This window comes from Paraburkholderia caledonica (assembly GCF_000383275.1).
Classification (GTDB): domain Bacteria; phylum Pseudomonadota; class Gammaproteobacteria; order Burkholderiales; family Burkholderiaceae; genus Paraburkholderia; species Paraburkholderia caledonica.
Map to the genome: position 1 here is coordinate 33088 of NZ_KB911052.1, position 12900 is coordinate 45987.

At 62.7% G+C, this 12900-nt stretch carries 14 protein-coding genes and 1 tRNA gene; 6 read left to right on the plus strand and 9 right to left on the minus strand.

All coding sequences use genetic code 11. The features are described from left to right. Window positions 1-31 precede the first annotated feature (31 nt). Window positions 32-901 carry an ATP-binding protein gene (locus H281_RS0132115; protein ID WP_020071231.1) on the plus strand — a complete coding sequence of 290 codons (870 nt, stop codon included), beginning with the start codon at window positions 32-34 and terminating at the stop codon, window positions 899-901. Continuing rightward, entirely contained in the window at window positions 898-1320 is a 423-nt protein-coding gene (locus H281_RS0132120; protein WP_020071232.1) for an NUDIX domain-containing protein, read from the plus strand. Before H281_RS0132115 ends, H281_RS0132120 begins: the two co-directional genes overlap by 4 nt. A 31-nt stretch (window positions 1321-1351) precedes the next feature. Here H281_RS0132120 and yacG read toward each other — a convergent pair whose 3' ends face one another. The 9 genes from yacG to H281_RS0132170 form a co-directional block, all read right to left on the minus strand. After that, a complete protein-coding gene (gene yacG, locus H281_RS0132125) occupies window positions 1352-1549 on the minus strand; it encodes a DNA gyrase inhibitor YacG (RefSeq protein WP_020071233.1) in 198 nt (65 codons plus the stop codon). A gap of 124 nt (window positions 1550-1673) precedes the next feature. Continuing rightward, window positions 1674-2429: a cell division protein ZapD gene (gene zapD, locus H281_RS0132130; protein ID WP_020071234.1), complete on the minus strand. Its 756-nt coding sequence runs from the start codon at window positions 2427-2429 to the stop codon at window positions 1674-1676. Between the two features lie 180 nt (window positions 2430-2609). After that, window positions 2610-3221, minus strand: a complete 612-nt coding sequence (coaE, locus tag H281_RS0132140; RefSeq protein ID WP_020071236.1) for a dephospho-CoA kinase — start codon at window positions 3219-3221, stop codon at window positions 2610-2612. A gap of 3 nt (window positions 3222-3224) precedes the next feature. Further along, entirely contained in the window at window positions 3225-4178 is a 954-nt protein-coding gene (locus H281_RS0132145) for a prepilin peptidase (RefSeq protein WP_020071237.1), read from the minus strand. Window positions 4179-4206: 28 nt separating this feature from the next. Beyond that, on the minus strand, window positions 4207-5436 hold the full coding sequence (locus H281_RS0132150; RefSeq protein WP_020071238.1) for a type II secretion system F family protein: 1230 nt from the start codon (window positions 5434-5436) through the stop codon (window positions 4207-4209). After that, entirely contained in the window at window positions 5433-6731 is a 1299-nt protein-coding gene (locus H281_RS0132155) for a GspE/PulE family protein (protein WP_020071239.1), read from the minus strand. The genes H281_RS0132150 and H281_RS0132155 overlap by 4 nt, the downstream gene beginning before the upstream one ends. 159 nt (window positions 6732-6890) lie before the next feature. Continuing rightward, window positions 6891-8189: an HlyC/CorC family transporter gene (locus H281_RS0132160; protein WP_027805129.1), complete on the minus strand. Its 1299-nt coding sequence runs from the start codon at window positions 8187-8189 to the stop codon at window positions 6891-6893. A 210-nt stretch (window positions 8190-8399) separates the two neighbouring features. Further along, window positions 8400-8476 (minus strand) — tRNA-Pro (locus H281_RS0132165). A gap of 48 nt (window positions 8477-8524) precedes the next feature. Continuing rightward, complete coding sequence (locus H281_RS0132170; RefSeq protein WP_020071241.1) at window positions 8525-9517, minus strand: polyprenyl synthetase family protein; 993 nt, start codon at window positions 9515-9517, stop codon at window positions 8525-8527. 229 nt (window positions 9518-9746) lie between these two features. Between H281_RS0132170 and rplU the strand changes: the two genes are divergently transcribed. The 4 genes from rplU (at window position 9747) to proB (ending at window position 12869) form a co-directional block, all read left to right on the plus strand. Further along, window positions 9747-10058: a 50S ribosomal protein L21 gene (gene rplU, locus H281_RS0132175; RefSeq protein WP_006051835.1), complete on the plus strand. Its 312-nt coding sequence runs from the start codon at window positions 9747-9749 to the stop codon at window positions 10056-10058. A gap of 25 nt (window positions 10059-10083) precedes the next feature. Next, entirely contained in the window at window positions 10084-10347 is a 264-nt protein-coding gene (gene rpmA / locus H281_RS0132180) for a 50S ribosomal protein L27 (protein ID WP_020071242.1), read from the plus strand. A gap of 213 nt (window positions 10348-10560) precedes the next feature. Continuing rightward, entirely contained in the window at window positions 10561-11682 is a 1122-nt protein-coding gene (gene cgtA, locus H281_RS0132185) for an Obg family GTPase CgtA (protein WP_020071243.1), read from the plus strand. Between the two features lie 68 nt (window positions 11683-11750). Next, complete coding sequence (gene proB / locus H281_RS0132190; protein ID WP_027779645.1) at window positions 11751-12869, plus strand: glutamate 5-kinase; 1119 nt, start codon at window positions 11751-11753, stop codon at window positions 12867-12869. Window positions 12870-12900: the final 31 nt, after the last annotated feature.

The window sequence follows — 12900 nt, forward strand, 5'->3', positions numbered from 1 at the left end:
TCATGCGGCTTCTGGCTGCTCACTCATTGTTATGGACAAACTCGAACAGTTTCTGACACGGGCCGAAGCCGTGCTCGTCCGCCTGGAAGCGATGCTTCCGCCCGCCGCGCCTGAGATCGACTGGGCGGCGGCGGTCGCTTTCCGCTGGCGCAAACGCCAGGGGCGCGGCTACCTGCAGCCGGTGCCGGCCATCTCCGACATCACGCTCGACGATCTGCAAAACATCGACCGTCAGAAAGCGCTGATCGAGCAGAACACGCGCCAATTCGTCCACAAGCTGCCGGCCAATAACGTGCTGTTGACGGGCGCGCGGGGCACCGGCAAGTCGTCGCTGATCAAGGCGTGCCTGAACGCGTATGCGAAAGACGGCTTGCGCCTGATCGAAGTGGACAAGGACGATTTGCACGATCTGGGCGACATCGTCGATTTGATTGCGAAGCGGCCGGAGCGCTTCGTGGTGTTCTGCGACGACCTCTCGTTCGAAGACGGCGAGTCGGGCTACAAGGCGCTGAAAGTTGCGCTCGACGGCTCGGTTGCCGCGCAATCGGACAACGTGCTCATTTACGCGACGTCGAACCGCCGCCATCTGTTGCCGGAGTACATGAGCGACAACGAGACCTATAAGCACACGTCAGACGGTGAGATTCATCCCGGCGAACTGGTCGAAGAAAAGATCTCGCTGTCGGAACGTTTCGGCCTGTGGGTCAGCTTCTATCCGTTCAAGCAGGACGACTACCTGTCGATCATCGGCCACTGGCTGCGGCATTTTGGCTGCAATGACGCTGAAGTCGAAGCCGCGCGCGGCGACGCGCTGGTGTGGGCACTCGAGCGCGGCTCGCGCTCAGGGCGCGTCGCGTGGCAGTTTGCGCGCGATTGGTCAGGCCGGAAATCCGAAGCATGAGCGACGCGCAGACGAACTCGGCCGGTCGTCCGGTGACGGAAGTCGCCGTCGGCGTGCTGGTGCAGCCGGACGGGCGCTATCTGCTCGCGCAGCGTCCGGCGGGCAAGCCGTACGAGGGCTACTGGGAATTCCCGGGCGGTAAGCTGGAAACGGGCGAATCGGTCGAGGCGGCGCTTGCCCGCGAGTTACACGAAGAGCTGGGCATCGAAGTGGAAGCGTGCCACCTTTGGCATACGCTCGAACACGATTATCCGCATGCTTATGTGCGGCTCTTTTTCTGCAAGGTGACGCAGTGGAAGGGCGAGCCGCACGGCCGCGAAGGCCAGGCGTTCGTGTGGCAGGCGCTGCCGGCCGAGGTTGCGCCGCTCCTGCCGGCGACCATTCCCGTGCTGGAATGGCTCGCGTCGGAGAAACGCTGACAGGTTCAAGCGGACGACGCGCCCCGCGCGCTCAATGCGGGTTGTAGTCGCCGCCAGGCGTCTCGTCTGACGGCGCTTCCTGATCGGTCCCGCCGATTTTGTACTTCTCGGCGGCCCACGCGCCGAGATCGATCTGTTTGCAGCGGTCCGAGCAGAACGGGCGGAAGCGGTTTTCGGGTGTCCAGCGGACGTCCTTTCCGCAAGTGGGGCATTTGACGACGGTTGGCATACGGTCAGGCGGTCAGTACAAATGGAACAAGTAACGAATATAGGGGCTTTTGCTGCCGCTTTAAAGGCGCGGCGAGCAAGCCGACCGCTTTATTGAGTCCGTGCAGCGCTCGCGAAGGGCTTGCTTACAGGCTGCAAAGCGTGAGCTGAAAGGGCACATCCACATCGACGGCACGCGGACGCAAATCGCCGTCCTGCACCGTGAAGCGCACCCACAGCATGTATTTGTTGGCGCTGGCCTCGGGAATCACGCGCAATTCCGGCGCCACGCGCACCTGCATCAACTGATACGAGCGGCCCGACAGCATTTGCTGATAGCTGCCTGCCATGGCCATAACCTTCGACGCCTGCCCCGACTCCCGTGCAAGCCTCAGCACAATGGTGGCTGCATCGCGCAAAGGCAGCAGCGGTGTGACCCACTTGGCAATGTCCTGACGCCGCTGATCCGGATGCAGTTGCTGCCACGCGTAATAAGAGGGCAGGTCGAATTTGCACGTGCCGCCCGGAATGATCGCCCGGCTGCGGATGCTCGCGAGCCATTCGTTCTCCGCAAGATGCTGGCCCGTCTTGCCCTGCATCTGCGAAAGTCCCGCCAACGTGTGCTCGATTTCGCCGAGCACTGCTTCAAGCGCGCTCTGCTCGATTCCCGGATTGCCGCGAAACGGTGCGAGCGTTTGCCGCTGCCGTTCGAGTTCCTTCATCAGATCGGACTTGAGATCCGCGCGACCCGCCACCTCTGTGATTTCGAACAGCGTGGTCAGTGCGACATGATGTTCCCTGGCGTCTTCTTGCGTCAGAAAAAACGTGAAGCGCTCGAACAGGTCTTCGAGGCGCAATAGCGTCCGGATTCGCTCGTTGAAGGGGTACTCGTAAAGGATCAAGCGGGCTCGCCTCGGGCGTGGTCGGTGACGGGAATGCAGGACATTCTAATGCCGTGGGACTACCCTAGCAATCACGCGCTTTTCCTGCGAGTTTTTGCACATTTTCGGGCGCGTTTTTGATGGTTTTCCGCTGCTTCGGCATACAGCTCAAGCCAAAGTTCAACGTTTCGCGCCAATCGGTCACACAGGCTCTGCGCGCGCCAGCGCCAGGTATGCGCGATGCTGCGCGTCGACCTGCGCTTCGAGCGCACTGAGCGGCGCATTGTCGTTGACGATCACGTCATCTGCCGCGGCGAGCCGCGCTTCGCGCGTAGCTTGCCGGGCGATGATCGCGAGCACCTGTTCGCGGCTGAAACCATTGCGGTTCATTACCCGCGAGATTTGCGTCTCCACGCTGCAGTCCACGGCGAGTACGCGATTCACGCGGGTTTTCCAACTGCCTGACTCCACCAGCAGCGGGACCACAACGATCACATAGGGGCCGGTGGCCTCGCGTTGCTCGCGTTCCGTTTCTGCGCGAATCAGCGGATGGGTGATGTTTTCGAGTCGTTTGCGCGCCGCGTCGTCGCTGAATACAAGCGTGCGCATGCGTGCGCGGTCGAGCGAGCCGTCCGCGGCGACGAACTCGTTGCCGAACTCGGCGGCGATCTGGGGCATCGCCATGCCGTGCGGCGCGGTGATGCGATGCGCGATCAGATCGGTGTCGACGAGCGGCACGCCATGCGCCGCGAACAGATCGGCAACAGTCGATTTGCCGCTGCCGATGCCGCCTGTGAGTCCCACAACGAACATGCTTCAACCTCCGAGAGCCAGGTAAAGCGGTGTGCCGAAAAACAAGGTGAGAACGCCGCCCGCCGCAAGAAACGGCCCGAAAGGCAGCGGCTCTTCGAAGCGCATGCGGCCGCGCCACGTTGCCGCGAGACCGACGACCGCGCCCGCGACGGCGGCGACCAGCACGATCTGAGGGAGCGCCGCCCAGCCAAGCCACGCGCCGAGCGCCGCGAGCAGTTTGAAGTCGCCGTAACCCATGCCGTCGATACCTCGCACGAGCCTGAATAGCCAATGCACGGCCCACAGCACGAGATAGCCGAAAATGGCGCCGAGCACGGCATCCTGGAGACTCGCGAACACGCCGTAGAAGTTGACGATGATGCCTGCCCAAAGCAGGGGCAACGTCATCGAGTCCGGTAGCAGATGCGTGTCGATGTCGATGGCGCTCATCGCGAGCAGGGCGGCGCACAGTCCGAACGCGGCGAGCGCGGCGAGCGTCGGACCGAACAGCGCGAGAGCGCCGGCGGCGAGGGCCGCAGTGCAGAGTTCGAGTAGCGGATAACGCGGGCTCACGCGCGCCCCGCATGAGGAACAGCGCCCGCGCAGCAGCAGATAGCTGATCAACGGCAGGTTCTCCCATGCGTGCAACACATGCCCGCAGTGAGGACAGGCGCTGCGTGGCACCCACAGGTTGTAGCGCGCCGGCAGGCCGTCTTCTTCGAGAGGTTGGTTAGTCGCCTCGCTCACTTCCAGACGCCATGCGCGTTCAAGCATGATCGGCACCCTATGCACGACGACGTTCAGGAAGCTGCCGATGACGAGCCCGAATACGATCGCAAAAGCAAACTGCAAGGCGGGCGGCAGGCTGCCGAATGCCTGACCGAGACCCGCTGCGAAATGATCTGGCAGCAGGTTCGAAAGCGAGCCCGAAATCAGGTTGGAGGAGGTTTCTGGCACGAGTGAGTGAGCTGCCTGCATGGACGATACGGTGGATTCGGCTGCGATGCTACACCACGTTGCCGAGTTGAATAATGGGAAGATACATCGCGATGACAAGCCCGCCGACCAGCGCCCCCAGCACAACGATGACGAGCGGTTCGCACAGACTCGACAGCGTGCCGATCTTTTCGTCTACTTGACGATCGGCCAGCGACGCCACGTCGAGAAGCATGGTGTCGAGTGCTCCGGACTCCTCGGCAACGGCGACCGGCTGCACGACATCTTGCGGGAAGCAGCTTGCCGAACGCATGGCCGCTGCAAGCCGTTCGCCGCGCCGCAGGCGCGCCGCGATGTCCACAGTTGCGCGATCGAAAAAGGCGTTGCCCGTAGCGTGAGTCAGCGAATCGAATGCGTCGGCGAGCGGCGTGCCGGCCGACAGCAAGGTGCCGAGCGCGCGGCTCCACCGAGCGGCGCAGAGCGTGGCCAGCAGTGAACCGGCAACCGGTATTTTCAGCGATAAACGCGCGAAGCGGATGCGCGCCGTTTCGGAACGCCGCAGAAGAAACGTCGCCGCGAAATACGCCGCTACGATGACCGCGATGGCGGGCACACTCCATTGCGCGGCACCCGACGACAGCGCTAGTACGAACTGTGTTGGCGCGGGCAAACGCGCGCCAAATCCGTCGAAGATCTGTTTGAAAGTCGGCACCACCCAGACGAGCAAAGCGGCGGTGATCGCCAGAGCCAGCAGCAGGATTACGACAGGATAGGTCAATGCCGCGCGCACTTTCGCCCGTTGCGCGGCGGCGCGCTCGCGGTCGTCGGCGATACGCGCTAGAACCGCGGGCAGAGCGCCAGCGGCCTCGCCCACTTCGACGAGTTGACAATACAGAGCGTTGAACTGCAAGGGATGCTGTTGCAAGGCAGCCGAAAATCGCAGGCCGGCAGTGATGTCGCGAGCCAATGCGCCGACGATCCGCGGCATGCCGGGACGGCGCGAACTTTGCGCCTGCCCCAGTAGGTCCAGTGCCGGAGCGAGCGGCAAGCCGGCGCGCAACAGGCTTGCGAGCTGGCGTGTGAACAGCGTGACGTCTGCAGTATTCGCTTTCGGGCGCGGCGCCGGTCCGTCGGCTTTCAGATCGACCACGAACAGTTTGTCGCGCTTGAGCAGAGCGCGAGCGGTGCCCGCATCCGGCGCAATGAGCAAGCCCGTTCTATGGTTGCCGTCGGGATCGACACCGTGCCATCGGAAGCGCGTGTCGGTCGACGCAGGGCGACGTGTAACGGTATTAGTCACGCGACCTCGGTGGCGGCGAGTGCTTCGGCGAGGCTCGTCGTGCCGTCGCGCACGCGAGCCAAAGCGGCGTCGCGAAGCGTGCCGATGCGTTCGCTGCGCGCCTGCCGCGCGAGTTCGTGCGTTCCCGCTCGAGCGACGATCAACTCACGCATGGCATCGGACACGGGCATAACCTGATGGACGCCGACGCGGCCCCGATAGCCAATGCCGTGACAAGCCGCACAGCCCTTCGCAGCGTAGGGCTGCCAACCGTCGATCTGTTCTTCGGCAAAGCCCGCTGAACGAAGTGCCGCGGCAGAGTGCGGCGCGGGCGTCCGGCAAGCTGTGCACAGGCGGCGCACCAGCCGCTGCGCCGTCACCATGCGCAGGGCGGCCGCCAGGTTGTACGGCGCCACGCCAATGTCGATCAGACGCGCGGCAGCGGCTGGCGCGTCGTTCGTGTGCAACGTGGACAGCACCAGGTGGCCGGTTTGCGCGGCCTTAACGGCGACATCGGCGGTTTCCTCGTCGCGTATTTCGCCAACCATGACGACGTCCGGATCCTGGCGCAGAAAGGCGCGCAGCGCGACAGCGAAAGTGAGCCCGGCCTTTTCACGCACGCTGACCTGATTGATGCCGGCCAACTGGATTTCCGCCGGATCTTCGACTGAACACAGATTGCGCGACTCGCTGTTGAGCAGATTCAGGAAGCAGTACAACGACAGCGTCTTGCCGCTGCCCGTCGGCCCCGTGACGAGCACGAGGCCGTGCGGCGCGCGAATTGCAGAATCGACGGCATCGCGCTGCCGTGCATCGAGCCCGAGCGAGTCGAGCGAAAGATCGGTTGGCAGCGCGTCGAGCCTGCGCAATACGAGCTTTTCCCCGAACAGTGTGGGCAGCGAGTTGACGCGGTAGTCCTCGATCCGTCCCGGCGACGTGGCCAGCCGCAGCCGGCCGTCCTGTGGAACACGCCGCTCGGCGATGTCCATGCGCGCCAGAACCTTCACGCGCGTGATAAAGGCGTCCCGCAGATGGGCGGGCGGCGTCGCTATTTCATGCAACACGCCGTCGATGCGCAAGCGCACCCGCCAGCCGTTTTCCGCTGGTTCGATGTGCAGATCCGATGCGTTGCGGCGTGTCGCTTCCCGCAGCGTGTCAGTGAGCAGACGCACGGCTGGGGCGTTGTCGGGATCGTGGGCCAGTGCGGCAACGCCGTCGGTTTCGCCGGTGCGCGCGTTTGGCTTATTGCGAGAGGCGCTTTCGCTGCCTGCCGGTAGTGGCCGCAGCAAGGCCGCGGGTTGAAAAGAAGCTTGCATGAAGAGCCGGCGACTAGCCGCCTGTAGAACACGACGGCTTCATCTTCGAGCAAGGCGGGCGGGGCCGCCACTCGGCCATTCGGCTAATGGCACCCGGCACGGGCTTATGCGATGCTGGGATGTGCGCCCGGCCTCTACCTCGATCTCAACCGGTAGGCTTTAACCCAGCAGCGCCTTGCCGCCCTTCACGCGTGCTGGCGGCTTGAACAGCTTGACGGTGCGGATCGCCTGGTCGTCGCTGCGCATCACTTCGAGCTTTACGTCGCCGATCTGCACACAGACGTCGCCATCGGGAATGTCTTCGAGAATTTCCAGGATCAGCCCGTTAAGCGTTTTCGGGCCGTCGGTGGGCAGCGAGAGTTGCAACCAGCGGTTCAGTTCACGCAGCGGCATGCTGCCCGCGACGATGCATTCGCCGAGCTCGTTCCAGCCCCCGCGCGAATTGGCGCCGCGCGGGATCGACGTAGTGAACTCGCCGATCAGTTCCTCGATGATGTCTTCCGGCGTCACGAGCCCTTGCAACTCGCCGTATTCATTGACGACCAGCGCGATGCGATGGCGGCTCTCCTGGAAGTACTGCAATTGCTGGAACACCGGCGTGCCGGTCGGCACGAAGTACGGCTCGGCGAGCAGTTCGCGCAGCGTCTCGCGCTCCAGTTCCTGGTTGTGCAGGGCGGCCAGTGTCTTGCGAACGTGCAGCACGCCGAGCACGCGGTCAATATCGCCTTGATAGACGACCAGCTTGTTGTGATAGCAGGTTTCGAGCTGATGCAGAATCTGCTCGAACGGCGCGTCGAAGTCGAGCGCCTCGATGCGTCGGCGCGGGATCATCACATCGTCGACGGAAATGTTTTCGAGGTCGAACAGGTTGAGCAGAATGCTGCGGTGCTTGGTCGGCATGAAGCTGCCGGACTCGAGCACGATGGTGCGCAGTTCTTCAGTGGAGAGGCGCTGATCGCGCGCGTCTTGTGTGTTGATGTGCAGTACCCGCAGGATGCCGGTGGCGAACAGATTGACGAACCAGACGAGCGGCCTGGCGATGCGCATCATCGGCGCAATGAGCAGGCTGGCGGGCAGTGCGATCTTTTCGGGAAACGTCGCGCCGACGATTTTCGGCGTGATCTCGGCGAAAACGATAATCAGAAACGCGACGATGCCGGTCGCGATAGACAGCACCACGTTGTTACGACCGAACGTATGCAGCGCGATCGAAGTGGTCAGCACCGGAATGATGGTGTTGAACAGATTGTTGCCGATCAGCACGACGCTCAGCAGTTGATCCGTGTGCGCCAGAAGACCCTGAGTGGTCTTCGCGCCGAGCGCATTCTTGCTGGCAAGGTGCTTCAGGCGATGGCGGTTGAGCGCCATCATCGCCGTTTCAGAAATGGAGAAAAAGCTCGAGCAGATAAGCAGCAGAAAGACGGCGCCAATCTGCGCCCATAAGGGAAGTTGTTCCACGCGTCGTGAAGGATAGAAGAGGGGAAAAGGATGGGGAGAATATAGCAGAGGGGGCGGCGCAACCCGCCACCAGGGAAGTTGCGAGCCGGGCGGCTTCAGCCAGAACTGCGTGCGGGCGCGGCGAGCAGGGCGGCGAGATCCGGCCGCAAAAACAAAAAACCGCCGAGCAAGCTGGGCGGTTTTTCGAGCCTTGAACTAACAAGGCGAATCTGGTCGGGGTGAGAGGATTCGAACCTCCGGCCTCTACGTCCCGAACGTAGCGCTCTACCAGGCTAAGCTACACCCCGATGTGTACTGCGGACTCGATTCAGACTAAACCGGCGTTTGAGTCTTGTTTAAGACTGTCTCGCCGTCGAGTAAGAACATAATTCTAGCAGGCTTTCTTTGTAAATGGAATCAGGAAACGAACAAATCGCGGCTGCCGCAGCTTGTGCTTCCTGTTTCGCGCATTCGAGCGTGTGATCCAGCGCTCCGGAACGTGTGATCGCCTCGAAGATCGTGTCGAAACGGTCGGTGCCGCCTTGCTCGATGGCCTCGCGAGCGAGAGCCGACTGCTCGGGCGTGCCGCGCTCTATCAAATAGATGAGCGGCAGCGTGGGCTTGCCCTCGCGCAGATCGTCGCCGGCATTTTTCCCCATCGACTCCGCCGTGCCCGTGTAGTCGAGCCAGTCGTCCATAATCTGGAAAGCCGTACCGATGCGCCGGCCGAATTCCGCCGCCGCTGCTTCGGTTCTGGCATCTGCGCCGGCCAGCACCGCGCCGAGCTGAGCCGCAGCCTCGAAGAGCTTGGCAGTCTTGTAGCGGATCACCTGCATGTAGCGGGCTTGGTCCACGTCAGCGTCGTGCATGTTCAGCAGTTGCAGCACTTCACCTTCGGAGATGATATTGGTGGCTTCCGACAAAATCTCCATGACACGCATCTTGCCCACGCCCACCATCATCTGGAACGAGCGCGAATAGAGAAAGTCGCCGACCAGCACGCTCGCCGCATTGCCGAACAGCGCGTTGGCGGTCTGGCGGCCGCGCCGCAGATCCGATTCGTCGACCACGTCGTCGTGCAGCAGGGTTGCTGTGTGGATGAATTCGACGACCGCCGCCAGTTCGTGCCGGTGCCCCGTGGTTTCGCCGAGCGCGCCGGCCACCAGGAGCAGAAGCGCCGGCCGCAGCCGTTTGCCGCCGGCACTGATGATGTACTCGGAAATCTGGTTGATCAGCATCACCTCGGACGCAAGACGGTGCCGGATGACGCGATTCACCTGCTGCATGTCTTCGGCGATCGGAGCGAGCAGGCTGGCGGCGTTGGAGGAGGTGGTGGCAGTCGACGACATGATGGCTGAATTGGGTAGTGCCGCGAATTATAAGGCGAATCGCGGTTGTTCCGGGTCGCGGACTGCCGCGCGGCGCGCTCGTGGACACCGCCACGCGCTGGGCTGCGCGTCACGCGGGCGGAACGCAGGGCCGCTCTGAATGAGTTTTGACCGAGCAGCTAACTCTATGTATAATCACGGGTTTCCGCGCGCGGTGCGTGGAAAAAATGAACACAGAGTGAGGTTCTCAATGTACGCGGTCATAAAAACCGGTGGCAAGCAGTATAAAGTTGCCGTCGGCGAAAAACTTAAAGTAGAACAGATACCGGCAGACATTGACGCTGAAATCACGCTCGACCAGGTTCTCGCAGTGGGCGAAGGCGAATCGATTAAGTTCGGTGCGCCGCTGGTCAGTGGGGCTTCCGTCAAGGCTACCGTCGTGTCGCAAGGTCGTCACAAGAAAGTGACCATCTTCAAGATGCGTCGCCGGAAGCACTACCAGAAGCATGGCGGCCACCGCCAGAACTATACCGAACTGCGCATCGACGCGATCAACGCGTAAGCGCACCGGTTAAGGAGCAAATCAAATGGCACACAAAAAGGCAGGCGGATCGTCCCGGAACGGCCGCGACTCCGAGTCGAAGCGACTTGGCGTGAAAGTGTACGGCGGTCAGGCTATCAACGCTGGCGGCATCATCGTTCGTCAACGTGGCACGCGTATGCACGCTGGCGAGAACGTCGGCATCGGCAAGGATCACACCTTGTTCGCGCTGACGGACGGCCACGTTCAGTTCTCGACGAAAGGCGCCGCGAAGAAGCACATGGTCAACGTCGTCCCGGCAGCAGTCTGAGTTCACTCAGGCACGGGCTTCAGGACCGGAAAAAGGCCCCGCGAAGTTAGCGGGGCTTTTTTTATTGCGGCAAGGCACGTTGGCGCTGCAATTCCGGCGCTGCGCCTATGCCGTTCGGTCGATTGATCATCGCGCGGCGGGCGCGGCAAAATAGCAGCATCCAGTAGTATTCAGCAGCACCATCTGGCAGTACACCACGGGACGGAGTTACGCATGAAGTTCATTGACGAAGCGAGGATTGAAGTCATCGCCGGCGACGGAGGGGATGGCAGCGCGTCGATGCGCCGCGAGAAGTTCGTTCCGTTCGGCGGCCCGGATGGCGGCGACGGCGGCCGGGGCGGCAGCGTCATTGCGGTAGCAGACCGCAACATCAACACGCTGATCGACTACCGCTACGCGAAAAAACATATGGCGCGAAACGGCGAGAACGGCCGCGGCGCGGACTGCTACGGCAAGGGCGGCGACGACATCACGCTGCGCATGCCGGTCGGCACCACGATTACCGACATGGAAACCGGCGAACTGATCGCCGATCTGACCGAGCACAATCAGAGCGTGCAGATCGCGCAGGGCGGTGCGGGCGGTCTCGGCAATCTGCATTTCAAATCCAGCACCAACCGCGCTCCGCGTCAGAAAACCGACGGCAAGCCGGGCGAGCGACGCATGGTGCGCCTCGAGTTGAAGGTGCTGGCCGACGTCGGCTTGCTCGGCATGCCGAACGCGGGCAAGTCCACGTTCATCTCTTCAGTGTCGAACGCGAAGCCGAAGATCGCCGACTATCCGTTCACTACGCTTGCGCCGAATCTCGGCGTGGTTCGCGTTGGTCCGAGCCGCAGCTTTGTGATCGCCGACATTCCAGGTCTGATCGAAGGCGCCGCGGAAGGCGCGGGCCTCGGCCACCAGTTCCTGCGGCATTTGCAGCGCACGGGCTTGCTGCTGCACATCGTCGACCTGGCACCGTTCGACGAAGCGGTCGATCCAGTCGCGGAAGCCAAGGCGATCGTGAACGAACTGCGCAAGTACGACGAGCTGTTGTATCAGAAGCCGCGCTGGCTCGTGCTCAACAAGCTCGATATGGTGCCTGAAGACGAGCGTGAAGCGCGTGTTTCTGCGTTTATCGAGGGCTTCGGCTGGGACGGCCCGGTGTTCGAAATCTCGGCTCTAACTGGTCAAGGTTGCGAGAACCTCTGCTATGCGGTGTTCGACTACATCGCGGCCCATTCGGAAGCGCAGCGCGCGGCCGAAGCCGAAGATCTCGCCGCCGACGTACGCTTTCGCGAGAAGCCGGAAGCACCTGCCGCCGCTGGCGAATCCAGCGCCGACCCGCAGGGCTGAACAATTGGGGCGCCGGGCCTTTGCGGGTTGGCGGCGCGCGTCAGGCGTCATCTTGGGAGCTGCGCACAATGCGTTCCGTCATCGCAGATTCACGGCGATTGGTAGTGAAAGTCGGCTCGAGCCTCGTCACGAATGACGGGCGCGGCCTCGATCATGCTGCGATCGGCCGTTGGGCTGCGCAGATTGCCGCACTGCGCGCGCAGAGCAAGGAAGTGGTGCTAGTCAGTTCCGGCGCCATCGCCGAAGGAATGCAGCGGCTCGGTTGGAGCAAGCGCCCGCGCGAGATCGACGAATTGCAGGCCGCCGCCGCTGTCGGCCAAATGGGCCTCGCGCAGGTCTACGAAAGCCGCTTCGCCGAACATTCGATTCAAACCGCACAAATCCTGCTGACTCATGCCGACCTTGCAGACCGCGAGCGCTATCTGAACGCGCGTTCCACGTTGCTGACGCTGCTGCGGCTCGGCGTGGTGCCGATCATCAACGAGAACGACACGGTCGTCACCGACGAAATCAAGTTCGGCGACAACGACACGCTGGGCGCACTGGTCGCGAATCTCATTGAGGGTGACGCGCTCATTATCCTCACTGATCAGCAAGGGCTTTTTACCGCCGATCCCCGGAAGGACCCGAACGCTACGCTCGTTCAGCAGGCAGATGCCGGGGCGCCAGACCTGGAAGCCATGGCTGGCGGCGCTGGCTCAAGCCTCGGTCGCGGCGGCATGCTCACCAAGATTCTCGCCGCCAAGCGCGCCGCTCACAGCGGCGCAAACACGGTGATCGCGAGCGGGCGCGAAGCGGACGTGCTGTCGCGGCTCGCGTCTGGCGAGGCGATCGGCACGCAGTTGATCGCTCGCACCGCGCGCATGGCGGCGCGCAAGCAATGGATGGCCGATCACTTGCAGGTGCGCGGCCATGTCGTGATCGACGACGGAGCCGTGGAGAAACTGACGGCAGGCGGAAAGAGCTTGCTGCCCATCGGCATTGTCGGCGTGCAGGGAGCCTTTGCTCGCGGCGAGGTGATCGCGTGCCTCAACGCAGCCGGCCGGGAAGTAGCGCGCGGCCTCACCAACTACAGCAGTGCGGAGACAAAACTGATCCAGCGGCGTCCGAGCGGCGAGATCGAATCAGTGCTCGGCTATATGCTGGAGCCCGAACTGATTCATCGCGACAACCTGGTGCTGGTTTGAGTAGCTAACCGGCTCACGCGCAACATGTAAA

Bases quoted from the DNA above. Each gene is read 5' to 3' on its own strand.
- H281_RS0132115 (WP_020071231.1), top strand. From the start codon at position 32: ATGGACAAACTCGAACAGTTTCTGACACGGGCCGAAGCCGTGCTCGTC.
- H281_RS0132145 (WP_020071237.1), bottom strand. From the start codon at position 4,178: ATGCAGGCAGCTCACTCACTCGTGCCAGAAACCTCCTCCAACCTGATT.
- cgtA (WP_020071243.1), top strand. From the start codon at position 10,561: ATGAAGTTCATTGACGAAGCGAGGATTGAAGTCATCGCCGGCGACGGA.
- rplU (WP_006051835.1), top strand. From the start codon at position 9,747: ATGTACGCGGTCATAAAAACCGGTGGCAAGCAGTATAAAGTTGCCGTC.
- H281_RS0132120 (WP_020071232.1), top strand. From the start codon at position 898: ATGAGCGACGCGCAGACGAACTCGGCCGGTCGTCCGGTGACGGAAGTC.
- proB (WP_027779645.1), top strand. From the start codon at position 11,751: ATGCGTTCCGTCATCGCAGATTCACGGCGATTGGTAGTGAAAGTCGGC.
- rpmA (WP_020071242.1), top strand. From the start codon at position 10,084: ATGGCACACAAAAAGGCAGGCGGATCGTCCCGGAACGGCCGCGACTCC.
- coaE (WP_020071236.1), bottom strand. From the start codon at position 3,221: ATGTTCGTTGTGGGACTCACAGGCGGCATCGGCAGCGGCAAATCGACT.
- H281_RS0132155 (WP_020071239.1), bottom strand. From the start codon at position 6,731: ATGCAAGCTTCTTTTCAACCCGCGGCCTTGCTGCGGCCACTACCGGCA.
- yacG (WP_020071233.1), bottom strand. From the start codon at position 1,549: ATGCCAACCGTCGTCAAATGCCCCACTTGCGGAAAGGACGTCCGCTGG.
- H281_RS0132170 (WP_020071241.1), bottom strand. From the start codon at position 9,517: ATGTCGTCGACTGCCACCACCTCCTCCAACGCCGCCAGCCTGCTCGCT.